The sequence below is a fragment of the Dietzia sp. WMMA184 genome, from assembly GCF_002441635.1.
In the GTDB taxonomy this organism is placed as follows: domain Bacteria; phylum Actinomycetota; class Actinomycetes; order Mycobacteriales; family Mycobacteriaceae; genus Dietzia; species Dietzia kunjamensis.
The window spans coordinates 1,453,577-1,478,335 of the sequence record NZ_NXEI01000001.1 but is presented as its reverse complement, the minus strand read 5'-3'; the positions used below and the strand labels follow the sequence as shown (position 1 = coordinate 1,478,335).

At 71.6% G+C, this 24,759-nt stretch carries 23 protein-coding genes and 1 tRNA gene; 19 read left to right on the top strand and 5 right to left on the bottom strand.

Annotated elements, in window-relative coordinates; all coding sequences use genetic code 11:
* Positions 1–10 precede the first annotated feature (10 nt).
* The 3 genes from pdxH to CK206_RS06795 all read left to right on the top strand — a co-directional run bounded on the left by pdxH (position 11) and on the right by CK206_RS06795 (position 2,502).
* A complete protein-coding gene (gene pdxH, locus CK206_RS06805; RefSeq protein WP_082923705.1) occupies positions 11–676 on the top strand; it encodes a pyridoxamine 5'-phosphate oxidase in 666 nt (221 codons plus the stop codon).
* A gap of 148 nt (positions 677–824) precedes the next feature.
* Complete coding sequence (locus CK206_RS06800; protein ID WP_096905937.1) at positions 825–2,114, top strand: citrate synthase; 1,290 nt, start codon at positions 825–827, stop codon at positions 2,112–2,114.
* Between the two features lie 31 nt (positions 2,115–2,145).
* Positions 2,146–2,502, top strand: a complete 357-nt coding sequence (locus CK206_RS06795; RefSeq protein ID WP_067712656.1) for an FKBP-type peptidyl-prolyl cis-trans isomerase — start codon at positions 2,146–2,148, stop codon at positions 2,500–2,502.
* A gap of 256 nt (positions 2,503–2,758) precedes the next feature.
* Here the strand turns inward: CK206_RS06795 and CK206_RS06790 are convergent, their stop codons facing one another.
* Positions 2,759–4,675, bottom strand: a complete 1,917-nt coding sequence (locus CK206_RS06790) for a propionyl-CoA synthetase (protein ID WP_096905936.1) — start codon at positions 4,673–4,675, stop codon at positions 2,759–2,761.
* A gap of 62 nt (positions 4,676–4,737) precedes the next feature.
* On the bottom strand, positions 4,738–6,264 hold the full coding sequence (locus tag CK206_RS06785; RefSeq protein WP_069389711.1) for a carboxyl transferase domain-containing protein: 1,527 nt from the start codon (positions 6,262–6,264) through the stop codon (positions 4,738–4,740).
* A 95-nt stretch (positions 6,265–6,359) separates the two neighbouring features.
* Between CK206_RS06785 and CK206_RS06780 the strand changes: the two genes are divergently transcribed.
* The 5 genes from CK206_RS06780 (at position 6,360) to CK206_RS06760 (ending at position 11,779) form a co-directional block, all read left to right on the top strand.
* Positions 6,360–7,106, top strand: coding sequence for an enoyl-CoA hydratase (locus tag CK206_RS06780; protein WP_096905935.1), 747 nt, complete (start codon positions 6,360–6,362; stop codon positions 7,104–7,106).
* Between the two features lie 217 nt (positions 7,107–7,323).
* The gene (locus CK206_RS06775) at positions 7,324–8,907 is read left to right on the top strand and encodes a substrate-binding domain-containing protein (protein ID WP_241504700.1); all 1,584 of its coding nucleotides are present in this window, start codon (positions 7,324–7,326) and stop codon (positions 8,905–8,907) included.
* A gap of 266 nt (positions 8,908–9,173) precedes the next feature.
* Positions 9,174–9,464 carry a DUF485 domain-containing protein gene (locus CK206_RS06770; protein ID WP_067712641.1) on the top strand — a complete coding sequence of 97 codons (291 nt, stop codon included), beginning with the start codon at positions 9,174–9,176 and terminating at the stop codon, positions 9,462–9,464.
* Complete coding sequence (locus CK206_RS06765; protein ID WP_069389713.1) at positions 9,464–11,083, top strand: cation acetate symporter; 1,620 nt, start codon at positions 9,464–9,466, stop codon at positions 11,081–11,083. The genes CK206_RS06770 and CK206_RS06765 overlap by 1 nt, the downstream gene beginning before the upstream one ends.
* Positions 11,084–11,218: 135 nt before the next feature.
* Positions 11,219–11,779 (top strand): hypothetical protein, encoded by a 561-nt coding sequence (locus CK206_RS06760; protein ID WP_067712632.1) that lies wholly within the window; start codon positions 11,219–11,221, stop codon positions 11,777–11,779.
* A 37-nt stretch (positions 11,780–11,816) separates the two neighbouring features.
* Here the strand turns inward: CK206_RS06760 and CK206_RS06755 are convergent.
* Positions 11,817–11,892 (bottom strand) — tRNA-Arg (locus tag CK206_RS06755).
* 208 nt (positions 11,893–12,100) lie between these two features.
* On the opposite strand from CK206_RS06755, the gene rplM reads away from it, so the two are divergent.
* From rplM to glmM, 3 genes are all read left to right on the top strand, one after another.
* Positions 12,101–12,544, top strand: coding sequence for a 50S ribosomal protein L13 (gene rplM, locus CK206_RS06750; protein WP_007627425.1), 444 nt, complete (start codon positions 12,101–12,103; stop codon positions 12,542–12,544).
* Entirely contained in the window at positions 12,541–13,083 is a 543-nt protein-coding gene (rpsI, locus tag CK206_RS06745; protein WP_069389715.1) for a 30S ribosomal protein S9, read from the top strand. Before rplM ends, rpsI begins: the two co-directional genes overlap by 4 nt.
* A 157-nt stretch (positions 13,084–13,240) precedes the next feature.
* Positions 13,241–14,599: a phosphoglucosamine mutase gene (gene glmM / locus CK206_RS06740; protein ID WP_096905933.1), complete on the top strand. Its 1,359-nt coding sequence runs from the start codon at positions 13,241–13,243 to the stop codon at positions 14,597–14,599.
* Between the two features lie 59 nt (positions 14,600–14,658).
* Here glmM and CK206_RS06735 read toward each other — a convergent pair whose 3' ends face one another.
* Positions 14,659–15,531, bottom strand: a complete 873-nt coding sequence (locus CK206_RS06735; RefSeq protein ID WP_254050508.1) for a dienelactone hydrolase family protein — start codon at positions 15,529–15,531, stop codon at positions 14,659–14,661.
* Between the two features lie 73 nt (positions 15,532–15,604).
* Between CK206_RS06735 and glmS the strand changes: the two genes are divergently transcribed.
* Genes glmS through tsaD form a run of 8 tightly spaced genes read left to right on the top strand, consistent with a single transcriptional unit; the run spans position 15,605 to position 24,379 of the window.
* The gene (gene glmS / locus CK206_RS06730; RefSeq protein WP_096905931.1) at positions 15,605–17,461 is read left to right on the top strand and encodes a glutamine--fructose-6-phosphate transaminase (isomerizing); all 1,857 of its coding nucleotides are present in this window, start codon (positions 15,605–15,607) and stop codon (positions 17,459–17,461) included.
* 19 nt (positions 17,462–17,480) lie between these two features.
* A complete protein-coding gene (locus CK206_RS06725; protein ID WP_096905930.1) occupies positions 17,481–19,079 on the top strand; it encodes a bifunctional ADP-dependent NAD(P)H-hydrate dehydratase/NAD(P)H-hydrate epimerase in 1,599 nt (532 codons plus the stop codon).
* Positions 19,080–19,108: 29 nt separating this feature from the next.
* Positions 19,109–20,296, top strand: a complete 1,188-nt coding sequence (gene alr / locus CK206_RS06720; protein WP_371607071.1) for an alanine racemase — start codon at positions 19,109–19,111, stop codon at positions 20,294–20,296.
* Positions 20,293–21,594 (top strand): alpha/beta fold hydrolase, encoded by a 1,302-nt coding sequence (locus tag CK206_RS06715; RefSeq protein ID WP_254050507.1) that lies wholly within the window; start codon positions 20,293–20,295, stop codon positions 21,592–21,594. Before alr ends, CK206_RS06715 begins: the two co-directional genes overlap by 4 nt.
* A complete protein-coding gene (locus tag CK206_RS06710; RefSeq protein ID WP_254050506.1) occupies positions 21,591–22,112 on the top strand; it encodes a tRNA (adenosine(37)-N6)-threonylcarbamoyltransferase complex ATPase subunit type 1 TsaE in 522 nt (173 codons plus the stop codon). Before CK206_RS06715 ends, CK206_RS06710 begins: the two co-directional genes overlap by 4 nt.
* 4 nt (positions 22,113–22,116) lie before the next feature.
* Positions 22,117–22,833 carry a tRNA (adenosine(37)-N6)-threonylcarbamoyltransferase complex dimerization subunit type 1 TsaB gene (gene tsaB / locus CK206_RS06705; RefSeq protein ID WP_096905927.1) on the top strand — a complete coding sequence of 239 codons (717 nt, stop codon included), beginning with the start codon at positions 22,117–22,119 and terminating at the stop codon, positions 22,831–22,833.
* A gap of 53 nt (positions 22,834–22,886) precedes the next feature.
* Entirely contained in the window at positions 22,887–23,345 is a 459-nt protein-coding gene (gene rimI, locus CK206_RS06700) for a ribosomal protein S18-alanine N-acetyltransferase (RefSeq protein WP_096907332.1), read from the top strand.
* Positions 23,346–23,353: 8 nt separating this feature from the next.
* A complete protein-coding gene (gene tsaD / locus CK206_RS06695; RefSeq protein ID WP_096905926.1) occupies positions 23,354–24,379 on the top strand; it encodes a tRNA (adenosine(37)-N6)-threonylcarbamoyltransferase complex transferase subunit TsaD in 1,026 nt (341 codons plus the stop codon).
* Here tsaD and CK206_RS06690 read toward each other — a convergent pair.
* The gene (locus CK206_RS06690) at positions 24,376–24,750 is read right to left on the bottom strand and encodes a DUF4190 domain-containing protein (protein ID WP_096905925.1); all 375 of its coding nucleotides are present in this window, start codon (positions 24,748–24,750) and stop codon (positions 24,376–24,378) included. The two genes, tsaD and CK206_RS06690, sit on opposite strands and share 4 nt — an antisense overlap.
* Positions 24,751–24,759 lie beyond the last annotated feature (9 nt).

Here is a 24,759-nt window from a genome sequence, read left to right as displayed (position 1 = left end):
CGTCTGGGTCATGGAGGAACCCGCCCTGGAACCGGCCGATTTCGACGTGATGCGGGTCGGGTACGGCCTGCATCCGCGCTTGGACGTCGCCGACCTGGACGACGGGTGGCTGCCGCTGTTCACCGCGTGGTTGGAGGAGGCGGGGCGCCGAGGTGTCCGTGAGCCCAACGCGATGGTGCTCGGCACCGTCGGTGCCGACGGCCGGCCCTCGACCAGGACGGTGCTGTGCAAGGGCGCCGACGAGCGGGGGGTGACGTTCTTCACGACGACGACGTCCCGCAAGGGCACGCAGTTGGCGGAGACCGGGTACGCGTCGGTGACCTTCCCGTGGTTGGTCGCCGAGCGTCAGGTCCACATCGAGGGTCCGTGCCATCCGGTCGACCGGGCGGACAGCCTCGACTACTGGCGCACGCGGCCCCGGGGGTCGCAGGTCTCGGCGTGGGCTTCGGAGCAGTCCCGACCGGCCGAATCCGTCGAGGAGCTGGAGTCGCTGTACGCGACCGCGGAGCGGCGACTGGCGGGCGTCGACGAGATCCCCATGCCGGACAGATGGGGCGGGTTCCGGCTGGTGCCCGAACGGGTCGAGTTCTGGCAGGGCGGTCCGGACCGCTTCCACGACCGCGTCGAGTGCCTCCTGGCGGGGGAGACGTGGACGGCCCGCAGGCTCCAGCCCTGACCACCCGCGTCCAGACAGGCTGTGGGGCCGTGGGGGGAGCGTCTGAGAACTCCCTTCGAACCGTGGTCCGCCCTCACGGTAGGGTGTGGCACAGCACATTCGTGGCGGGATTCAGGCCGCCGGGACCAGTCGTCGGAGAGGGAATCGCGTGACCGCAGGCTCGAACGGTTCGGACCGCAATGCAACACTGTCCTACCCCGGCGGTGAGCTCGAACTCGATGTGGTGGAAGCGACCTGCGGAAGCGACGCGGTGCAGCTGGGTTCCCTGCTGGCGAAGACGGGGATGACGACCCTGGACGTCGGGTTCGTCAACACCTCCGCCTGCACCTCCTCGATCACCTACATCGACGGCAACGAGGGCATCCTCCGTCACCGCGGGTACCCGATCGACCAGCTCGCCGACAACGCGTCCTTCCTGGAGGTCTCGTACCTGCTCATCTACGGTGAGGACCCCACGGAGGCCCAGCTCGCCGAGTTCACCGAGAAGGTGCTCGCCGAGACGACGCTGCCCGGCCAGATGATGCCGCTGCTGCAGGCCTTCCCCCGGGACACCCACCCGATGCCCGTCCTGTCGGCCGGCGTGAGCCTCTTCGGGACCCACGGTGACGACCTGGACATCGACGACCCCAAGGCCGTCGACCTGGCCACCGCCCGACTCCTCGGACGCGGCCCGACCCTGGCCGCCGCGATCGAGCGCATCCGGGGCGGCAAGGACGCCATCGACCCGGACCCGTCGCTCGGGTACGTCCGCAACTTCCTGCGGATGACGTTCGGCCCGGACTACGAGGTCACCGACGAGGTCGCCGACGCCCTCGACATGCTCCTCGTGCTGCACGCCGATCACGAGCAGAACTGCTCCACCTCCACCGTCCGCATGGTCGGTTCCTCCGAGGCCCCGCTCTACGCCTCGATCACCGGGGGCATCAACGCGCTGTACGGTCCGCTGCACGGTGGCGCCAACCAGGCCGTGCTGGAGATGCTCGAGCGGATCGACTCGGAGGGCGGCGACGCCACCGACTACATGGACCGGGTCAAGAACAAGGTCGACGGCGTCAAGCTGATGGGCTTCGGCCACCGCGTCTACAAGAGTTACGATCCGCGCGCGCAGATCGCCAAGAAGCACGCGCACGCGCTGCTGTCGCAGAGCAACGACCCGCTGCTCGAGATCGCGCTCAAGCTCGAGGAGACGGCGCTCGCCGACGACTACTTCGTCGAGCGCAAGCTCTACCCGAACGTGGACTTCTACACCGGCCTGATCTACCGCGCGATGGGCTTCCCGACGGAGATGTTCACCGTGCTGTTCGCGCTCGGCCGTATGCCCGGGTGGATCGCGCACTGGCGCGAGATGCGCGAGGATCCGTCCACCAAGATCAACCGCCCGCGTCAGGTCTATACCGGCCCGGCCGAGCGGAGTTTCACCCCGATCAGCCAGCGCTGAACCCGGGAACCTGACTCCAGGAGGAGACACCATGGACAAGCCCGAGATCGACATGCCGACGGGCCCCGCGCCCACCGACCTCGTCGCCGAGGACATCACGGTGGGGGACGGTGCCGAGGCGGTCGCCGGCGGCAACGTCACCGTCCACTACGTGGGGGTCGACTACGAGACCGGTGAGCAGTTCGACTCCTCCTGGGACCGCGGCGAGTCCATCACCTTCCCGCTCAACGGCCTGATCCAGGGTTGGCAGGAGGGGATCCCGGGGATGAAGGTCGGCGGTCGCCGCCAGCTGGTGATCCCGCCGGACAAGGCCTACGGCACCTCCGCGGCGCTGCACCCGCTCGGCGGCAAGACCCTGGTGTTCGTCATCGACCTGCTCAACGCCTGAGCCCTCCTCCCGTAGCCGGGAGACCCGATCGCCCCGTCCTCCCCACGGAGGGCGGGGCGATCGGCGTCGGTAGGGGGGCCGGCAGGGCGGAGATGGCGGGGCGGACGTCGCACGCCTCGCCCGGGCTGACGCGCACCGGGGGGAGCCCGGGGTGTGTGCCCGTTCTGCCCGCATAGACGGGGGCTACGCGCCCGGACTGGTCCCAGGCGGACGCGCACCCCCGCGCAGCCGTGCAGAACCGGCGCGTAGGTCCGGGTTACTTCCTCGGTCGCAGGAAAGGTGCCAGCGCGTCCAACACGGCCGGGTCCTCGATCGTCGAGGGCACCACCACGTCCTGCTGGCCGTCGGCGATCTGCCGCATGGTCTTGCGCAGGATCTTGCCCGACCGGGTCTTGGGCAGCCCCTGGACCACCGTGCAGTCCCGGAACGTGGCCACCGCCCCGATCTCGTCACGCACCATCGCCACCAGCTCGGCCCGCAGCTCCTCGGGGTCCCGGACCTGGCCGGACTTGAGGACCACGTACCCGACGGGCCGCTGGCCCTTCAGCTCGTCCCTGACCCCGATCACGGCGGCCTCCGCCACGGCGGGGTGGGTCGCGATGACGGCCTCCATCGACCCGGTCGACAGGCGGTGGCCGGCCACGTTGATCACGTCGTCGGTCCGGCCCATCACGTAGACGTAGCCGTCGGAGTCGATGTACCCGCCGTCCCCGGTCGAGTAGTACCCGTCGAAGACCGACATGTACGAGGAGACGAACCGTTCGTCGTCCTCCCACAGCCCCGCCAGCGTCCCCGGTGCCATGGGCAGCTTGATCGCGAGATTGCCTTCCTCGCCCGCGGGCAGCGGGTTGCCCTCGCCGTCGAGAACGTGCAGGTCGTACCCGGGCACGGCGACGGTGGGCGAGCCCGCCTTGATCGGCATCGGCTCCAGACCGCGCAGGTTGGACGCGATCGGCCACCCTGTCTCGGTCTGCCACCAGTTGTCCACCACCGGCGTGCCGAGCTTGTCGGTGGCCCACTGGTAGGTGTCGGGGTCCAGGCGCTCACCCGCGCAGAACAGCGTGCGCAGGGAGGACAGGTCGTACTTGTCGACCTCGGCGCCCTCCGGATCCTCCCTGCGCACCGCGCGGACGGCGGTCGGGGCGGTGAAGAGCGCGGTGGCACGGTGCTCGGAGATGACCCGCCAGAAGGCACCGGCATCCGGCGTGCCGACCGGCTTGCCCTCGTAGATGATGGACGTCGCACCGATCAACAGCGGTGCGTAGACGATGTACGAGTGGCCGACCACCCAGCCCACGTCCGAGGCGGTCCACCACACCTCACCCGGCCGGACCCCGTAGACGTTCCACATCGACCACGCGAGCGCGACCGCATGGCCACCGTTGTCCCGCATGACGCCCTTGGGCAGGCCCGTGGTACCGGAGGTGTAGAGGATGTACAGGGGGTCGGTGGCCTTGACGGGCACCGGGGCCGCCCGCTCGGACGCGGCGACGGCGTCATCCCAGTAGCTCCAGGTGGTGCCCGGCGTCTCCGGGAAGGCCTCGTCGGGGAACTGCTCGTGACGCGGGGCCACGATCACGGCGCCGGGGGTGTGCCGGGTGAGTTCGAGAGCCTTGGTCACCATGGGGAAGTACGGCACCTTGCGGGTCGGCTCGATCCCGCCGTGGGAGGTGACGATGACCTTCGGGCGCGCGTCGTCGATACGAATCGCCAACTCCGGGGCGGCGAAGCCCCCGAAGACGACGGAGTGCACCGCACCGAGCCGGGCACACGCGAGCATCGCGACGGCCGCGCGGGGAACCATGGGCATGTAGATGACGACCCTGTCGCCCCGCCCGACGCCCTCGGCGGCCAGCGCTCCGGCGAACTCCTCGACCCGGTCCAGCAGCTGGGCGTAGGTGATGGTCTCCTTCACCCCGGTCACGGCGGAGTCGTAGATGAACGCGGCCTGGTCCCCCCGGCCCGCCTCGACGTGGCGGTCCACGCAGTTGTAGGAGGTGTTCAGCTCCCCGTCCGGGAACCAGCGGTAGAACGGCGGGCGAGAGCGGTCGACCGCCGTGGTCGGAGGCGTGGTCCAGTCGATATCCGCCGCGACGTCGAGCCAGAACGCGTCGGGATCGCTGATCGAGAGCCGGTGGGCGGCGGCATAGGACGAGGCGGTGGAGTCCGTCATCGGGAGTTCCCCTCACAGGTGGGAGCGTGCCCGCCGGCCGGGCCGACGGGCTGTGACAGGACTCACTCTAGTGGCAGGCCGAGCTCCCGATACCTCATCATCCGCTCGGCATACCTCCGCTCAGGGGGGCGCCTGCGGACCTCGAGGAGGGCCGCGGCGACGGCATCGGCCATCCGGTCGCAGAAGGATTCCGGTTCGTCGGCGGCGTCGGGCCTCTCCGGGACCACCACGTCCACGATCCCGGCTCCCAGCAGGTCGGCGGAGGTGATCCCCTGCGATCGGGCGACCTCCGGCGCCCGGGAAGTCTCGTGGTGGAGGATGGCGCTGGCGCCCTCGGGCGGGAGCGGTGCGAGCCACCCGTGCCGTGCACACAGGACCCGGTCGGCCGGGAGCAGCGCGAGGGCGGCCCCGCCGGTGCCCTGGCCGAGTATCACCGAGACGGTCGGGCTGGACAGCGTGACCAGGTCCGCGAGGCTCCGGGCGATCTCGCCCGCGAGGCCGCCCTCTTCCGCCTCCCGGGACAGCGCGGCCCCCCGGGTATCGATGAGCAACACCAGCGGAACGCCCATCTCCGCCGCGATCCGCATCCCACGGCGGGCCGACCGCAACGCGGACGGACCGAGCGGGCTCGTCTCGTTCTCCGCATCGCGGTCCTGGGCCAGGACGACCGCGGACTGGCCCCGGAAGCGCGCCAGGGAGAGCAGGAGGGACCCACTGTCCTCTCCCTGCCCCGTCCCCGACAGCGGGACGCGGGTGGGTGCGACCCGGTCGAGGAAGGCGCGGGCGCCCGGGCGGTCGTGCCGGCGGGACCGGGTGATGGCGTCCCAGGCGTCGGGTGGGGTGCCGTCGTCGGGCTCCGGCTCGGGTACGGGGCCGGGCGGTGGGGCCGGCTCGTCGTCGGAGGGCGGGTCCTGGCACAGCACCCGCAACGCCCGCGCGGTGAGGTCCCGCAGGCCCTCGGGAGGGAGGACACCGTCGATCATCCCGCGGCGTGCGAGGTTCTCCGAGACCTGGACGCCGTCGGGGAAGGGGGCGTCGTAGAGGGCCTCGTACACGCGGGGTCCGAGGAACCCGATGAGTGCTCCGGGTTCCGCGACGGACACGTGCCCCAGTGAGCCCCAGGACGCGAACACGCCGCCGGTGGTGGGGTGCCGCAGATAGACGAGGTAGGGCAGGCCAGCGGTCTTGTGTCCCGCCACCGCGGCCGAGATCTTGACCATCTGCAGGAATGCGATCGTGCCCTCCTGCATCCGGGTCCCACCGGAGGTGGGGGAGGCGAGGATGGGCAGGCCCTCGGCGGTCGCCCGTTCGATCGCCGAGACGATCCTCTCGGCGGCGGCGATCCCGATGGAGCCGGCGAGGAAATCGAACTCGCATGCGATGAGCACCACGCGTCGACCCAGCAGGGTTCCTTCGCCGGTGATGACGGACTCGTCCACTCCCGATTTCTCCGCCGCCCGCCGCAGGGAGTCCTCGTACCCGGGCACCGAGTCCACGTGGGGCGGGCGTACCGGAGCGCCGTCCCACGGTCGGAACGAACCGTCATCGAGGACCAGGTCGAGGATCTGCAGTGCTCCCGTTCGCGCCATGACCGCATCGTACGGTGGGGGCGACTACCAGCCGGTATCCTCGGCGCAGGGGTGCGCCGCCGCACCCCCCGTCCCGCAGAGGAGGCCCCGTCGCCATGATCGTCACCCGCAGGGACGACGCAGTCGTCGTCGTCACCATCGACCGTCACGAGACCCGCAACGCCCTGGACGCCGAGGTGTGTACCGCGCTGCGGGAGGCCGTCGAGGCCGCCGGGGCGGAGGCCGAGTCCGAGGATCCGGTCCGGGCGATCGTCATCACGGGCGCGGGAACCGCGTTCTGCGCCGGGGCCGACCTGTCCGGCGGGGTGTACAACTCGAACTTCTACGACTGCCACGCCGGCATGCTCCGGGCCGTCGAATCGGCCCCCGTGCCGGTCATCGCAGCCGTCAACGGACCGGCCGTCGGCGCCGGTGTGCAGCTCGCCCTGGCCGCGGATCTCCGGGTGGTGGCACCGGGCGCGGTCTTCGCCGTCCCGGTCGTCAAGGTGGGGCTGGCGCTCGACAACTGGACGATCAAGCGGCTCGCCAACGTCGTCGGCGGCGGGCACGCCCGCTCGGTCCTCATGACCGCGCGCCCCGTCGGCGCGGAGGAGGCGGCCCGGATCGGCCTGGCGAACGAGATCGGTGACATGGATTCGGCGATGGAGCTCGCGGCGGAGCTCGCCCGCTCGGCGCCGCTGAGCCTGCGGCACATCAAGACCGTCATCAACGACGACGACGCCCGGCTGCTCCCGCGGGACGAGCACACCGAGCTCCAGCTCCGGGCCTGGGGCAGTGAGGACATGGCCGAGGCCCGGGCCGCGCGCGCCGAGAAGAGGCCCCCCGTCTTCCGCGGACGCTGACGCGCCACACCAGCGGTGGGGCGCGCCGCGGCGGCTCCCACGTGTCGGCCCCACGTGGACCCCGGCCCGGGTACGATTCCAGCGCCCGACCCGGATCCGCCTGACGTGGGCGTCTGGCACGGCCCCGGGTAAATGACATCCAGGGGGAACGCCAGCGATGGCCAGGCACAGTGCGTCGCCGCAGAGTGGGAATCCGACGGCCCGCAGGGTCGTCCTCGTGGGAGCCGCGCTCCTCGCGGTCGTGCTCGTCGCGGTACTGGTGCTCGCCGGGCTCTCCCGGGCCGGTGTCGGTGGATTCTGTGGAGACGACCTCCGGATCAGTGTCGCCGCCGAGCCCGAGATCGCCGACCACGTGGATGCCCTGGCCGAGGATGCCGACGGGTGCTATTCCTTCGAGGTCGCCCCTGTCTCGTCGGCTGACCTCGCCGGGCGTGTCGCCTCCCGTGAGGCGCTCCCCGACATCTGGGTTCCGGACTCGGCGGTGCGGCTCGCGCAACTGTCGCGGGACGTGCAGATCCCCTTCGACACGGTGGTGAACTCGCTCGCGTCCACCCCGGTGGTCATCGCGTCCCGCGACACCCCGGTCGACATGTCGACGTGGACCTCCGCCCTGGCGACCCCGGGACTGATGATGGGCGATCCCGTCCGGTCCGGGATCGCGGACGCGCCGATCCTCGCCGCCGCGTCCGAGGTGGAGATCATGCGGTCGACCGCGGACGCACTGGGCGCGTCCATGGCGATCCTGGCGCAGGGGCAGATGAGCCGCATGGAGGTTCCCCCGACATCGCGCGAGATGCTGGACAGGGTGGTCTCCGGGGGCGGCGCGACGATCGTGACGGAGCGTGAGGCGGTGCTCGCCCGGCGTGAGGCCCCGCACGCGGGACTCCAGATCGCCGCTCCCGCCACCGGGGCGGTGTTCCTCGGGTACCCGCTGGCGGTGACCACCCAGGACCCGACCCGGCGAGCCGAGGTCGCCGGTGCCGCCGAAGCACTCCGCGACGCCACGGCCTCGCCCGCCCACCGCGACGGCCTCTCGGCGGACGGTTTCCGGAAAGCGGACCGCGCGCCCCTCGCGGACGGGTCAGGGGTGGGCGAGATCGAGATGCTCGTCGTCCGCGACCCCGACCGCCTCCACGGCGTCCTCCGACGGTGGCGGGTGTTGGCGATGCCCGGGCGGTCCCTCGTCCTGGTGGACACCTCGGGATCGATGGGATTCGGGATACCGGGTACGGACCGGACCCGGATCGAGGCACTGGTCGCCACGGCGGGCGCCGGCCTCGGGCAGTTCCCCGACGACGCGGCTCTCGGGCTGTGGGCGTTCGGCGGGGCCGCCGGCCGGGATGGCAGGCCCTACGCGGAGGTCGCGCCACTCCGACGACTCGACGAGGCCGGCGCCGACGGTTCGCACCGGGAGGCCCTCGGCGGCGCGCTGGCGGCCCTGCCCGGTCTGGTGGGCGGCGGAACCGACCTCTACCGGTCCGTACTCGACGCCTACGCCCAGGTGCGCTCCGGCTACGACCCCAACATGGTCAATTCGATCATCGTGATCTCCGACGGGGCCGACGACGCCACCTCGGACCTCGACGAAGGGGAGTTCCTCGCCCGACTACGCGACATGGTCACCCCGTCGCGCCCGGTGATCGTCGTGACGATCAGTCTGCTCGACGACGCCGCGTCGGGCACCCTGGCGGAGATCTCCCGGGTGACCGGCGGCAGCAGCCACGTCGCGCGGACGCCCGACGAGATCGTGCGGGTGTTCGCCGACGCGGTGGGCCGTCGCGGAGCGGCGCCCGGCGCCTGACTCCCTTAACCCCGGATAGAGGTAGCTGCCCCCTCGGATGGGGGTGCGGCATCCTCCGGTTTCCAGGGAATCGACCGCGTTGCCTGAGAGTCTTCGTCGAGAACTTGTGTTACGTGTCACACTTCCTCCGTCACTATCTGTGAGGCGCATCACTACAGGGGTGCGCTGATGAGAACCCGAAACGGAGGACCTCCGTGTCCCAACCAACTGATCCGCCGACGGGGGGCGCATCGCGGCGAACCCCGGGAACGGCGGAGTTCACGGCGATGCAGTCCAGCCCCGCCTTCCAGGAGTTGCGCAGCAAGTTCCGGGCGTTCGTCTTCCCCATGACCGTCGCCTTCCTCATCTGGTATTTCCTCTATGTCATCCTCGCCGTCTACGCCACGGACTTCATGGCCACGAAGGTCTTCGGAAACATCACCTGGGGGCTGATCATCGGGCTGGGGCAGTTCGTGACCACCTTCCTCATCACGTTCCTCTACATCCGGTTCGCCAACCGCGTGATCGACCCCCGTGCGGAATCCATCCGCCTCGAGCTGGAAGGTGAGGCTGTCTGATGGATTGGCTACTCAACATCAATGAACTCACGCCGGGTGAGCAGGTAGGCAGCACGCTGCTCAACATGGTCGTGTTCGGGATCTTCATCGTCATCACGATGACGCTCGTCCTGAGGGCATCCAAGTCCACGAAGTCGACGAAGGACTTCTACACCGGTGGGTCGAGCTTCACCGGTCCGCAGAACGGGTTCGCGATCGCCGGTGACTATCTGTCGGCGGCATCCTTCCTCGGCATCGCCGGCGCCATCGCGATCAACGGCTACGACGGCTTCCTCTACTCGATCGGATTCCTCGTCGCCTGGCTCGTCGCCCTGATGCTCGTCGCCGAGCTGATGCGCAACACCGGCCGGTTCACCATGGCCGACGTGCTCAGCTTCCGCCTCAACCAGCGGCCCGTCCGGATGGCGGCGGCCCTGGCCACCCTCGCGGTGTGCCTGTTCTATCTCATCGCCCAGATGGCGGGCGCGGGTGGCCTCGTCGCCCTCCTGCTGAACATCAACGACTCCACGGGGCAGGCGATCGTCGTCGCGGCCGTGGGGCTGCTGATGATCGTCTACGTGCTGGTCGGCGGCATGAAGGGCACGACCTACGTCCAGATGGTCAAGGCCGTCCTGCTGGTCAGTGGCGTCCTCATCATGTGCCTCATGGTTCTCGTGGCCGCCCGCGGCAACTTCTCCGCGCTCCTGGGTGAAGCCGTCGCGAACTCGGGCAAGGATCTGCTGCAGCCCGGTCTGCAGTACGGCGCCACCGAGACCAGCAAGCTGGACTTCGTCTCGCTGTCGATCGCGCTCGTCTTCGGTACCGCCGGCCTGCCCCACGTGCTCATGCGCTTCTACACGGTCCCCACCGCCAAGGAGGCCCGCCGGTCCGTCACCTGGGCCATCGCCCTCATCGGCGGGTTCTACCTGTTCACCCTCGTGCTCGGCTTCGGTGCCGCGGCGATGGTCGGACCGGAGGTCATCGAGGCCGCGCCCGGTGGCGTGAACTCGGCGGCACCACTGCTCGCGTTCGCCCTCGGCGGTGAGATCTTCCTCGGCATCATCTCCGCGGTCGCCTTCGCGACGATCCTGGCGGTGGTGGCGGGGCTGGCGATCACGGCGTCCGCATCGTTCGCCCACGACATCTACAACGGCGTCATCAAGCACGGAAAGGCCACCGAGAAGTCGCAGCTCCGGGTCTCGCGGATCACGGTCGTCGTGATCGGGCTCCTGTCGATCGTCATGGGTATCGGCGCCATGGGGCAGAACATCGCCTTCCTCGTCGCCCTGGCCTTCGCGATCGCCGCGTCGGCGAACCTGCCGACGATCCTGTACTCGCTGTTCTGGAAGCGGTTCAACACCACCGGCGCCCTGTTCTCGATGTACGGCGGGCTCATCAGCACCCTGGTGCTGATCGCGCTCTCGCCGGCGGTCTCCGGTGGCGAGAAGTCGATGATCACGGGCGTCGACTTCTCCCTGTTCCCGCTCTCGAACCCGGGCATCGTGTCGATCCCGCTGGCGTTCCTGCTGGGCATCGTCGGCACGTTCATCGGGAAGAAGGACGAGTTCCCGGAGAAGCGGGTGGAGATGGAGGTCCGTTCCCTCACCGGTGTCGGTGTGGAGAAGACCATCGCTCACTGACGTCTCCTCGGCGGGCCCACCACCACGGGCCCCCGCCGGGTCCGCCCGGTCGTCCTCGGACGACCGGGCGGACCTCGTCGTGGGCCGGGAGGGACTACCCTCGGTGGGCACCACACCGATTCGGAGGCGGTAGAGATGTATCCCGGACAGGACGACCAGACCCGACGCATGGGGCAGCAGCCCGACTCGCGTGCCTACTCGCGGATGGGCGACGACCAGGCCTACGACCCCGCCTATGACGACGGCTACGGAGCCGACGGGGGATACGCCGCCGCGCCCGCGGCGAAGCGCCGTGGCCCCGCCCTCGATGTGGGCAAGTTCGCCGGCAGCGTGGTCGCGACCGCCCTTGTGGCGGCCATCGCCGGATGGCTGATCGCATGGATCGTGGAAGCGGTGTTCGCGCGTTTCGGCCACCAGTGGGCCAACGGCGGGAACACGCCCACGATGTACGCGGTCTACGGGGCCGTCGCCGCGCTCCTCGCCGGACTGCTCTGGTACCTGCTGCTCGTCGGCACGGCCAACCCCCAGCAGTTCTACTCCTGGACCGTCGGGCTGCTCATCGTCGCCGCCGTGGCACTGCCGCTGCTGGTCACGGTGCCGTTCCTCGACGGCCTGGCCGCCGCGATCGTGCACTTGTTCATCGGATTGCCGATCCTGGCACTGACCAGCGCGTTCTCCGCCACTCTCCGGCGATGACGCGCCCGCGGCGGCCGTGACGGCCGGCCGCTGTGGGTGGTGCCCCCGAGAGGAATCGAACCTCCGACACCGGCTTTAGGAGAGCCGTGCTCTATCCACTGAGCTACGAGGGCGGGAACCGGGGAGAGTCTAACCGATGGGCAGGGGATCGTGATCGCCGACTTGGAGTGAGTGGTCCCGGCCGGTAGTCTTGACCGTCGGCGTCCATGTCGTCCCCTGGTGGGGCGGTGGACCACCTCGCGCGGGTCACCACCGGCCGCCGTTCGAGGGGGAGGGCGCCCGCCCGGCCGGCAGCCCACTAGACAGACAGAGGTATCGCCTGTGTCCACGTACACCCCCAAGCCCGGGGACGTGACGCGCGCCTGGTACGTCATCGATGCCACTGATGTGGTTCTCGGTCGACTCGCCGTCCAGGTCGCCAACATCCTCCGTGGCAAGCACAAGCCGCAGTTCGCCCCGAACGCCGACACCGGCGACTTCGTCATCATCATCAACGCCGACAAGGTCGCGATCTCGTCCAACAAGCGTGACCGCGTGGTGCAGCACCGCCACTCCGGTTTCCCGGGCGGCCTGAAGTCGCAGACCCTGGGCAAGGCCATGGACACCCGTCCCGACCGCGTCGTCGAGAAGGCCGTCAAGGGCATGCTGCCGAGCAACAAGCTCGGCCGTGCCGTCGCCTCCAAGCTCAAGGTGTACGCGGGTCCCGATCACCCGCACGCCGCCCAGCAGCCCGTGCCCTTCGAGATCAAGCAGGTGGCCCAGTGACCGACGAGAACATCACCCCCGAGGCCGAGGTCGCCGACGACGTGGTGGCGGACCTCGCCGCCGAGGTCGCCGAGGACTACAGCGAGGCCGACTACGCCGGTGGCACCGACTTCGTCGCCGACGCCGACGCCCAGCTGGGGTCGACCGTCACCTCCGGTCCGGCCCAGGCCGTCGGACGTCGCAAGGAAGCCGTCGCCCGCGTGCGCCTGCTCCCCGGTTCCGGCCAGTTCACCCTGAACGGCCGCACCCTCGAGGAGTACTTCCCGAATAAGGTGCACCAGCAGCTCGTCAAGTCGCCGCTGGTCCTCGTCGAGCGCGACGAGCAGTTCGACATCGTGGCACTGCTCCACGGTGGCGGCCCCTCGGGTCAGGCCGGCGCGCTGCGTCTGGCCATCGCCCGCGCGCTCATCCAGTACTCGCCGGACGACCGCCCGGCGCTCAAGAAGGCGGGCTTCCTCACGCGCGACGCCCGTGCCGTCGAGCGCAAGAAGGCCGGCCTCAAGAAGGCCCGTAAGGCCCCGCAGTACTCGAAGCGCTGATCCACCCGGGTCGCGTCACCGGAGCAGGCCCCTGCGTATGCGGGGCCTGCTCCGGTCCATTTGCCCACTGCACTGTCGGTCGGGGTTATCCTGACCCGGCCATTCACGCCCACCGTCCGCGGCGGGGCGAACCACCACCCCCGGAGGACCACACGATATGACGCGACTGTTCGGCACCGACGGGGTCCGCGGACTCGCCAACCGGACCCTCACCGTCGACCTGGCCGTGCGCCTGGGGGCGGCCGCCGCGGCGGTCCTGGCGACCGAGGTCGAGCCGTCGCCCCGCCGGGCCGAATCCCGGCCCGTCGCCGTCGTCGGCCGTGACCCCCGTGTCTCCGGGGAGATGCTCGAGGCCGCCCTGGCCGCCGGCCTGGCGAGTCAGGGCGTCGATGTCCTGCTCGTGGGCGAGTTGCCGACCCCGGCCGTCGCCCACCTCACGGCCCAGCACGAGGCCGAGCTGGGTGCCGTGATCTCCGCCTCGCACAACGCGATGCCGGACAACGGCATCAAGTTCTTCGCCGCCGGGGGCCACAAGCTGGCCGACGAGGTGGAGGACCGTGTCGAGGCCGCCCTCACCGACGGTGCCATCACCGGACCGACCGGCTCAGCGATCGGCCGTATCTCGCGGGCGCCGCAGGAGGACGCCCTGGACGGCTATGTCCGGCACCTGCTCGATGCCACGCCGGGCCGGTTGGACGGGCTCGTCGTCGTCGTCGACTGCGCCAACGGCGCCGCCAGCGCGGCGGCCCCGCGTGCCTACCGCGAGGCCGGCGCCACGGTGATCGAGATCCACGCCAGCCCCGACGGCTACAACATCAACGACAACTGCGGTTCCACCCACCTCGACGACGTCCGCGCCGCGGTGCGCGCGCACGGTGCCGACCTGGGCCTGGCGCACGACGGCGACGCGGACCGGTGTCTGGCCATCGACGCCTCCGGCGAGGTTGTCGACGGCGACCAGATCATGGCGATCCTGGCCCTGGCGATGCGCGACTCCGGGGAACTCGTCGGCAACACACTGGTGGCCACCATCATGAGCAACCTGGGGCTCAAGGTCGCCATGCGGGAGGCCGGGATCGAGATCACCGAGACCAAGGTGGGCGACCGCTACGTCCTCGAGCGTCTGCGCGAGGGTGGGTACAGCCTCGGCGGCGAACAGTCCGGGCACCTCGTGCTGCCCGCCCACGCCACCACCGGTGACGGCGTGCTCACCGGGTTGCGCCTCATGGCCCGCATGGCGGAGACCGGCAAGTCGCTGGCCGAGCTCGCCGGGGTCATGACCGTGCTGCCGCAGGTCCTCGTCAACGTGCCGGTCGAGGACAAGGCCGCAGTCGTGGCATCCGGGGCGGTCTGTGACGCCGTGGTGGGGGAGGAGCGCAGGCTCGGCTCCACAGGCCGCGTGCTTCTGCGTCCCTCCGGCACCGAGCAGCTCGTCCGCGTGATGGTCGAGGCGGAGGACGCGAACCTGGCCGGCGAGGTCGCCGAGCGCCTGGCGGGCGTGGTCGCCGCCGTGTGACCGTCCGGGCCCGTGCGCTCTCCGGCGCCGGGCCCCGGCGACCGGGCACCGGAGGGCGATCAGCCGCTCGTGAAGGACTTGACCAGCTTGAGCATCGGCGGGGCGCTGGCGAGCAGGTCGTCGGCCTCCTCGTCGAGCATCTCGTGGGTGACCGTGACGGTGCCCTTGAACTCCGCCTCCGGATCGGCGAACGCGGCATAGGTGTCGTCGTCGGTCAGGGTGGCCAGCAGGTACCCCGCCAGCAGCGGGCGCACGGCCCGATGGGTGCGGAGGTCGGGGTCCGCCAACCCGACCCGCTCGAGAAGCGGGTTGCGCTCGACCAGACCCGTCTCGATCGCCTTCTCCAGGCGTCGGTGTACCAGGTCGCCGCGCCACAGGCGCTGCAGATCGCGGGCGTCCTCGGAGTGGACCCCGCCCGCACCCGAGAGCAGCAGGGCGGGGGCGTCGACGGTCATCGCCCGATCGGCGGCCGAGGGCACGGTCTCGGTGGGGAAGACCATGACCACCCCGTCGATGTCGGTGCGCTGGGAGGCCAGCAGCGCGGCGACCCCGCCGCCGAGACCGTGCCCGGCCACGGCGATCCGGTGTGGATCGGCCCGGACGGCCCCACGGCCCAGGGTGGCCTGGAGGACGTCCTCCAGCGCGGCGGACAGGTGATCCGCGTAGTGCTGGTGGTTCGGCCTCAGGCCGCGGTCCGAGGCGGGCGCCACCACCACGAACCCCCACGACGCGAGATGCTTGAGGGTGTCGACGTAGTGCTCGGGCCCCCTGGTCCAGTCGTGGGCCCAACCCACGAGCGGGGCCGGCGACGGAGCGCCGCGGGGGACGAACACGACCCCCGGCGTCCCGGTGAAACCGAGGTCGCCCCTGTCGACACCGTAGGGGCCGCGTCGGGACACCCGGGCGAGCAGTTCCTTCGTCTTCTTGGCCACGATGGCCACAGTATCGCCTCGGGGGCGACGAAGGGGCGAGGGTCCCCGGACTGCGTGGCTACACTTAGCGGCCATGTGCGGAATCGTCGGATATGTCGGGCACAGGCCCGCCCTCCCTGTCGTCGTCGAGGCCCTGCGGCGGATGGAGTACCGCGGCTACGACTCGGCTGGTGTCGCCGTCCTCGACGGCGCGGGCACCTCCCGGGTCGAGAAGAAGGAGGGCAAGCTCGCCAACCTCGAGGCGGAGCTCACGGCGGCGGGCGGGGGCGGGTTCCCGGGTACCACCGGCATCGGCCACACCCGCTGGGCCACCCACGGTCGCCCGAGCGACCGGAACGCCCACCCGCACGTCTCGGGCGACGTCGCGATCGTGCACAACGGCATCATCGAGAACTTCGCCCCGCTGCGCGCGGAGCTCGAGGCCGCCGGGGTCGATCTGGAGTCCGACACCGACTCGGAGGTGGCCGCCCACCTGGTGCGGTGCGAGATGGAGTCGGGCCGCAGCGGCGGCGACTTCGTCGCCGCGTGCCGCACCGTGCTCCGCCGCCTCGAGGGCGCGTTCACCCTCGTCTTCAGTCACGCGGCCCACCCGGACGTCCTGGTGGCCGCGCGCCGCTCGACCCCGCTGGTGCTGGGCGTCGGCGAAGGCGAGATGTTCCTCGGTTCCGACGTCGCGGCGTTCATCGAGCACACCCGCGAGGCGGTCGAGCTCGGCCAGGACAACGTCGTGGTGTTGCGGGCCGACTCCTACGAGATCACCGACTTCGCCGGTGAGCCCAGCGAGGGGCGCCCCTTCCACATCGACTGGGATCTCGCCGCCGCCGAGAAGGGCGGTTACGACTACTTCATGCTCAAGGAGATCGCCGAGCAGCCGCAGGCGGTCGCCGACACGCTGCTGGGCCATTTCCAGAACGGCCGCATCGTGTTGGACGAGCAGCGGATGACCGACCAGGACCTGAGGGACATCGACAAGGTGTTCATCGTCGCCTGCGGCAGCGCCTATCACTCCGGCATGGTCGCCAAGTACGCGATCGAGCACTGGACGCGCCTGCCATGCGAGGTCGAGATCGCCTCGGAGTTCCGTTATCGCGACCCGGTCCTGGACCGTTCCACGCTGGTGGTGGCCATCTCCCAGTCCGGCGAGACCGCGGACACCCTCGAGGCGGTCCGCCACGCCAAGTCCCAGAAGGCGCGCGTCCTGGCCGTCTGCAACACCAACGGCTCGCAGATCCCGCGCGAGGCCGACGCCGTCCTGTACACGCACGCCGGTCCCGAGATCGGTGTGGCGTCGACGAAGGCGTACCTGGCGCAGATCACCGCCAACTACCTCGTGGGCCTCGCGCTCGCGCAGGCCCGCGGCACCAAGTACCCGGACGAGGTCGCCGCCGAGTTCCGTCAACTCGAGCAGATGCCGCACGAGATCCAGAAGGTCGTGGACTCCCTCGACCGGGTCCGCGGGATCGCCCGGGAGCTCGCCGGCGCCAAGTCGGTGCTGTTCCTGGGGCGCCACGTCGGCTACCCGACGGCCCTCGAGGGCGCGCTCAAGCTCAAGGAGCTCGCGTACATGCACGCCGAGGGCTTCCCGGCGGGCGAACTCAAGCACGGGCCCATCGCGCTCATCGAGGAGGGCCTGCCGGTCTTCATCGTGATGCCGCCGGTCGAGGGCCGCGGGGTGCTGCACTCGAAGCTGGTGAGCAACATCCAGGAGATCAGGGCCCGCGGCGCGCGGACCATCGTGATCGCCGAGGAGGGTGACGACGTCGTCCGGCCGCTGTCGGACTACTTCATCCCGATCCCGGCGTCGACCACTCTCCTGCAGCCGCTGCTGGCCACCATCCCGTACCAGGCGTTCGCGGCCGAGGTCGCGGCCGCGCGGGGGTACGACGTGGACAAGCCGCGGAACCTCGCCAAGTCCGTCACGGTCGAGTAGGACGGCGGGGGCCACGGCAATGAGGCGCGCTCACCCGGTCGGGCAGATCAGGGATGCCGAGCGCCCGCTCATCGCCGCCGCCGCAGCCTCCGGGGACCCGGATGCGGTGATGCGCCGTGCCGCGGCCGGGGTGGCCCACCACACCGCCGTCCTACTGAGGGAGCGCACCGGGGGCCTCTATGGCCGGACGGTGCAGTTGCTGGTCGGTGCCGGCGACAACGGGGGCGACGCGCTCTACGCCGGCGCGATGCTCCGGGCCCGTGGCTGTCGCGTCGACGCCGTGATGCTCGACCCGGACCGCGCACACGCTCGCGGCCTGGTCGCCCTGCGCCGTGTCGGCGGGCGGATCCACGACACGGAGTCGGTGGGCTCTCGTCTTCCGGTCCCGGATGTCGCCGTCGACGGCGTGGTGGGCCTGGGCGGACGCGGACCGCTGCGCCAGCCGGCCGACCGGATCGTCAACGGCCTGGCCGCGGCCGGGGTTCCGTGGGTCGCAGTGGATCTGCCCAGCGGGGTCGACGCCGACACCGGCACCGTCCACGACGCCCACGTTCCCGCCACCCTCACCGTGACGTTCGGGCTGCTGCGGCGGGCCCACTTGCTGGCTTCGCCGGTGTGCGGCCGCGTCGAGGTGGTGGATATCGGCCTCATCGATCCCACGGATCCCGCGCAGGCGCGTCGTCTGCAGATGCAGGAGCGCGTGCCGGACTATCTGAGCGCCGGTCCGAACGCTGTCGTCGCCCACTCCCGCGCCGAGGTGGGGCGCACGTGGCCGGTGCCCGGCCCGGCCGACGACAAGTACACCCAGGGCGTCGTGGCCGTGCGCGCTGGATCCGACCGGTATCCGGGGGCAGCGGTGCTGTGTGCGTCCGCCGCCGTGGCGGCGACGTCGGGGATGGTGAGGTACGTCGGATCCGCCGCGGGGGCGGTGCTCGCGGCCCGACCGGAGGTGGTGTGCCACCCGACGGTGGCCGAGGCCGGCACCGCCCAGGCGTGGGTGGTGGGGCCGGGCGGCGGGACGGGGACCGACGCGGTGGCCGACATCGACGCGGTCCTGTCGACGGGACGGCCCACCGTCCTCGACGCCGACGCCCTCACCTGCATCGCCACCCACCCCGTGCTGCTGCGCAGCGCCACCGCGCCCGTACTGCTCACCCCGCATGCCGGCGAGTTCGACCGCCTCACCGGTGGATGGGACCGCGGGGACCGCCCCGGCGCGCTGCGCCGCTTCGTCGCGGGTCTGCGCGAGCGCGGGATCGGGGCGACGGTGCTGCTCAAGGGGCGGGTCACCCTGATAGACGACGGCGAGACGACGTTCGCCGTGGATGTCGGTTCCTCGTGGGCCGCGACAGCGGGTTCGGGCGATGTCCTGGCCGGGATGGCGGGCGCGCTGCTGGCGAGCGGCATGGGTGTCGGTGGCATGGGTGTCGGTGGCAGGGGGGTGGGCGGTTCCGTTCCCGGGGAGTCGTTGGCGTGGCCGGCGGTCGCGGCCGCGACCGCGCACGGTGAGGCGGCCCGGAGGGCGGCGCACGTGCACGGAGGGGCGGGTGCGCCGATCGGGGCCTCCGATCTACTGGCAGCAGTGCCGGGAGCGATCTCCGCCCTGCGGGGGGCGTGAATCGCCCACCGGTGGTGGTTTTTGGCAGTATTGACGAAATGGGTCCAGTTGTCCCCCCGGCGCCGTGCCGCGCCGAGATCGATCTGGACGCGATCGAGCACAACAGTCGCGTCCTGGTCCGAGCTGCGCGCGGGGCGCGGGTCATGGCCGTGGTCAAGGCGGACGCCTATGGTCACGGGGCCGTCCCGGTCTCACTGGCCGCACTGCGGGGTGGCGCGCACGCCCTCGGCGTGACGACCATCGCGGAGGCGACGCAGCTGCGGTCGGCGGGGATCGGGGCCGAGATCCTGGCGTGGCTCTACTCGGCGTCCGATGACGTCCGGTCGGCCCTGGAGGCCGACATCGACCTCGCCGTCCCGAGCCCGGGTCACCTCGACACCGTTCTCGAGGCCGCCCGACGTACCGGCCGCCGCGCGCGGATCACCCCCAAGATCGACACGGGTCTCGCCCGGTCGGGCATCGCGTTGGAGGATTGGCCGGCGGTCCTCGAGCGGCTGGTCGCCGCGACCGCCGGCGGTCTTGTCGAGGTCACGGGGCTGATGGCGCACTTCGCCCACGCCGATGACCCGGGCAACCCGGTGATCGACCTGCAGGTGGCCCGGCTGCACGAGTGCGTGTCCCTCGCGCGTGCCCGGGGGCTGGAGTGCCCGGTCAACCACCACGCCAACTCCGCGGCGACCCTGACCCGCCCCGAGGACGGTTTCGAGATGGTCCGGCCGGGGATCGCGCTCTACGGTCTCAACCCGGTCGAGGGCCTGGAGGCCGACCTGGTCCCGGCCATGACGTTCTCGGCGGAGGTCCTCCTGGTGAGGCGCGTGGCCGCCGGTCAGGGCGTGAGCTACGGGCACACGTGGCACGCCCCGCACGACACCACCGTTGCCCTGATCGCTGCCGGTTACGCCGACGGGGTGTGGCGGCTGCTGTCGGGCCGGATGGACGTCACGATCGGCGGACGCCGGTATCCGAACGTCGGCCGCGTCTGCATGGACCAGTTCGTCGTCGACCTCGGACCGGAGCCCGCGACGCCGGTCCGGGTGGGGGACACCGCGGTGCTGTTCGGGAACGGGGCCGACGGCGGCCCCACGGCCGCCGAGTGGGCCAGGACGGTCGGCACCATCCACTACGAGGTGGTCACCGCCGTGCGGGGGCGTGCCGAGAGGCACCACGTCCTTCGTGCGTCACACGGTGCCGACCGGGGGCGGGAGGCCGCGATATGAGCGAGGACGACGACGGCGAGGTGACCGGTCGCAGCGGAAGGCCCCGGATCCGTCTGCCCAGACGCCCGGCCCGGTCCGCGGCCGAGGAGCCGGTGGAGATCCGACCACCCGAGGTCGTGGGGGGCGCGCCCGGGGATCTCGAGGCGATCAGGGAGCATATCCGGACCCCGGGAGGGCTGCGTGCGGGCCTGGGAGCCCTCGGTGCGGCCACGCTCGGTTCGGTGGTCACGCTGCTGCCCGGTCGACGGGCCAACGACCCGTGGGCCGGCGAGGACATGTGGGAACTCGGAGTGGACCGTGGCTCCATGGTCGCAGCCTCCGACGGTGTGCCGCTCGCGGTGCGGGAGGCCGGCCCCACCGATGCGCCGATGACCGTCGTGTTCGCCCACGGCTACACCCTGTCGATGGACAGCTGGCACTTCCAGCGGCGGCATCTCGCGGACCGGTTCGGCTCGGAGATCCGGATGGTGTTCTACGACCAGCGTGGACACGGGCTGAGCGGGATGAGTTCGCGGAAGAACTCCACCATCGACCAGCTGTCCCGGGACCTCGACACCGTCATCTCGGCGACGGCACCCACCGGTCCGGTGGTGGTGATCGGGCATTCCATGGGCGGGATGACGGTCATGGGATATGCCGCGCGCCACCCGGAGACCGTGCGGGAGCGCGTCCTGGGGGCCGGGCTGGTCTCCACCGCGATGGCCGAGCTCTCCGAGGCGGGGCTCGGCGCGGTGCTCGACAACAAATCCGTCGCGCGGCTCGCCGGTCTCGCAGGCCGGAGTCCCGGGGTGTTCACCAACGGTCGGCGGGCCCTCGGGGCGCTCATCTCGCCGTTCATCTACGGCGGCTCGTTCGGTGACCCCGCCACGATGAGCCCGACCGTCGCCCGGTTCGTGGACAAACTCATCGGCTCGACCGACGTGCTGACCATCGCCAACTTCTTCGAGACCCTCACCCAGCACGACGAGTCGGCCGCCGTGCCCGTCCTGCGGGACGTCCGCACGACCGTCCTGTGCGGTGACCGCGACCTGCTCACCCCGCTCGACCGGTCGGTCGACATCGTCGAGGAACTGCCGGACGCCGAGTTCGTGGTGGTCCCGGGGGCCGGGCACATGGTGATGCTGGAGGAGCCCGCCCACGTGTCCGAGGTGCTGGGGGACCTGGTGGCCGACGCGATCATCGAATGGCGGGAGCGGGAGCGCCGCGCCGACGGCGTGGGCCGCGCCGCCATGCCCCCGCCGGGCCGGGGCGCCGGTGGGGAGACGGCCCCGTCCACCGACCACGACCGGGCCTCGTGACGATCCGCGTCCCCGGGGAGCGCGACCTGCCGACGGCGGAGGACACCCGGGCACTGGGCGCCGAGCTCGCCGGCCTCCTGCGGGCCGGCGACGTGGTGATCCTCGACGGCCCCCTCGGCGCCGGCAAGACCGCGCTGACCACCGGGATCGCCGCCGGCCTGGGGGTACGCGGGCGCATCACCTCGCCGACCTTCGTCATCGCCCGTCGCCACGCCCCGGCGACGCCCGGCCGTCCGGGGCTGGTCCACGTCGACGCCTACCGACTGCTCGGCGGCCAGGATCCGGACGGTCCGCAACCGACCAGGGCCGACCTGGCCGACGAACTGGAATCGCTCGACCTCGACACGGCACTCGACAGCGACGTGGTGGTCGTCGAGTGGGGCGCCGGATTCGTCGACTCCCTCGTCGAGGCGCCACTGGTCGTCACCCTGCGTCGGCCCGACGGCACCGACGTCCGGACGGCGAGCTGGCGCCGGGACGCCTCGGACGGTCCCGCACCCGGCCCGGCGGTACCCTGACCCCGTGCTCGTCCTCGCCGTAGACACCTCCACGCCCTTCGTCACCGCAGGGGTGTGCCGACTCGTGCCCGGCGACCGGGTCCCGCAGGTGGATGCACTGGCCACGCGGGTCACCGAGGACGCCCGCGCCCACGCGGAGCTGCTCACCCCGCACATCCTCGAGTGCCTCACCGCCGCGGGCCTCACGCCGCGCGAGCTCGACGCCGTGGTCGTGGGCATCGGTCCGGGACCGTTCACCGGCCTGCGCGTCGGGATGGCGACCGCAGCCGCATTCGCCGACGCCATCTCCAGGCCGGTCCACGGGGTGTGTTCGCTGGACGGGCTCGCGGCCACCGCGCGCGCCGCCGGGGCGACCGGAGACCTCGTCGTCGTCACCGACGCCCGCCGCCGGGAGGCCTACCACGCCCGCTACTCCGCGGACGGCGCACGGACCTCGGGCCCCATGGTGGGCCCCGCCGCCGGGATCGACGCGGACGGCGTCGACCACCTGGTCGGCGACCCCGTACGCCTGGGAGAGGTCACCGCCGCCGGCCACGCCGCCGCGGGGATCCTCGAGGCGGTCACCGCGCCCGACCCCGCCGGCCTCGTCACCGTCGCGGCCTCCGACCTCCTCGCGGGCACGGCCCCGGCGCCGCTGGAACCGCTCTACCTACGTCGGCCCGACGCCGTCCCGCCCCGGCGCGCCGCACCCTCGACCGCGCTGCGGGGGGTCCGGCGGTGACCGGGACGCCGCCGGACGCGATCGTGCACGACCATCTGGTCGCCGACGACGCCATGCGCTGCGCCGACCTCGAGAGGGTGCTGTTCCCCGCCGACGGTCCGTGGTCGGCCGCCGCGTTCCTGTCGGAGATCGGCTCCCGGCACACCCACTGCTTCGCGGCGCGGGCGGACGGGGTCCTCGTCGGTTACGCCGTGCTGGCCGTGCTCGGACCCGAGGGGGATCGTGAGTACGAGGTGCACACCATCGGGGTCGATCCGGCCCACCAGGGGCGGGGGATCGGGCGCACGCTGCTGCGCCGCATGCTCGACGTGGCGGACGCGGACGCGGCGCCGGTGGTGCTGGACGTGCGGACCGACAACGTCCCGGCCCGCACCCTGTACGAGGCCCACGGGTTCGAGGTGGTGGGGCTGCGTCCCCGGTACTACCGGCCCAGCAGGGCCGACGCGCACCTCATGGTGCGGCCGGCGGGAGCGCGAGGACAGAACGACGCAGGGAAGGTGAGCGACCGGTGAGAACCGTCATGGGGATCGAGAGCTCGTGCGACGAGACGGGGGTCGCCGTCGCGCGCGTGCACGACGACGGCCGCGCCGAGTTGCTGTCCGACGTGGTCGCCTCGTCGATGTCCGAGCACGCCCGGTTCGGCGGGGTCGTCCCGGAGATCGCCTCCCGCGCCCACCTCGAGGCGCTCGTGCCGACCGTTCGCGCCGCCCTCGCCGAGGCGGGGCTGGAGCGGCCGGACGCCGTCGCCGCCACCATCGGACCCGGCCTGTCCGGGGCGCTGCTCGTGGGGTCGTCCGCCGCCAAGGCCTATGCGGCCGCGTGGGGGGCCCCGTTCTACGCCGTCAACCACCTCGTCGGCCACGTCGCCGTCGCGGGCTTCGACGGTGACCCGCTTCCCGAGTGCGTGGCCCTGCTGGTCTCCGGTGGGCACACCCAGCTGCTGCACGTCCGCTCGCTCACCGAGCCGGTCGTCGAACTCGGGTCGACCGTCGACGACGCGGCCGGGGAGGCCTACGACAAGGTGGCCCGGCTGCTCGGCCTGGGGTACCCGGGCGGGCCCGTGATCGATCGGCTCGCGGGCACCGGTGACCCCACGGCGATCGCGTTCCCGCGCGGGATGACCGGACCACGCGACGCCCGGCACGACTTCTCCTTCTCCGGGCTCAAGACCTCGGTCGCCCGACGCATCGAGGCCGCCGAACGCGACTGTGAGCAGCTCGACGTGGCGGACGTCGCGGCCTCGTTCCAGGAGGCGGTGGCCGACGTGCTCACCATGAAGGCTGTCCGGGCCTGCACCGACCTGGGCGTGGACACCCTGCTCGTGGGTGGCGGGGTCGCCGCCAACTCGAGGTTGCGTGACCTCGCCGCGAGCAGGTGTGCCGACGCGGGCCTGACCCTGCGCGTCCCGCGGCCGCGGTTGTGCACCGACAACGGCGCGATGGTGGTGGGGGTCGCCTCCGCGCTCCTCGCCGCGGACGCGGACCCCAGCCCCCTGACCGTGGCGGCCGACCCCGGGCTGCCGGTCGAGGTCACCCAGGTCGCCTAGTAGCCGAGGAGTGCCATCCCCACGGTGGTGAACGTGAACGCCATCAGCAGGAACGCGGCGACCGCGGCCAGGCAGAGGTAGCCGATCACGAGGGCGGACACGGCCATCTCCCTTCCGGCCTCGCCGCTGCGGGTGATCTGCCTGAGGGACGTGTGTCCGATCGCGACCACGACGACCGCGACGGCGGCCGGGACCAGCGGCACGAACAGGCCGAGGAACGAGCCGAACACCACGTTCGCGACGGCGATCACGAGGGCGACGACGGCCAGTGTGTTGGTCCCGGGAGGGTGGAACGATCCCGGCGTGCCGTCGGACCCGGTTCGGCGGCGCGGCCCGTCGGGCCGATCCCCTGGCTTCTCGGGTGGGTGCATACGAGGAGG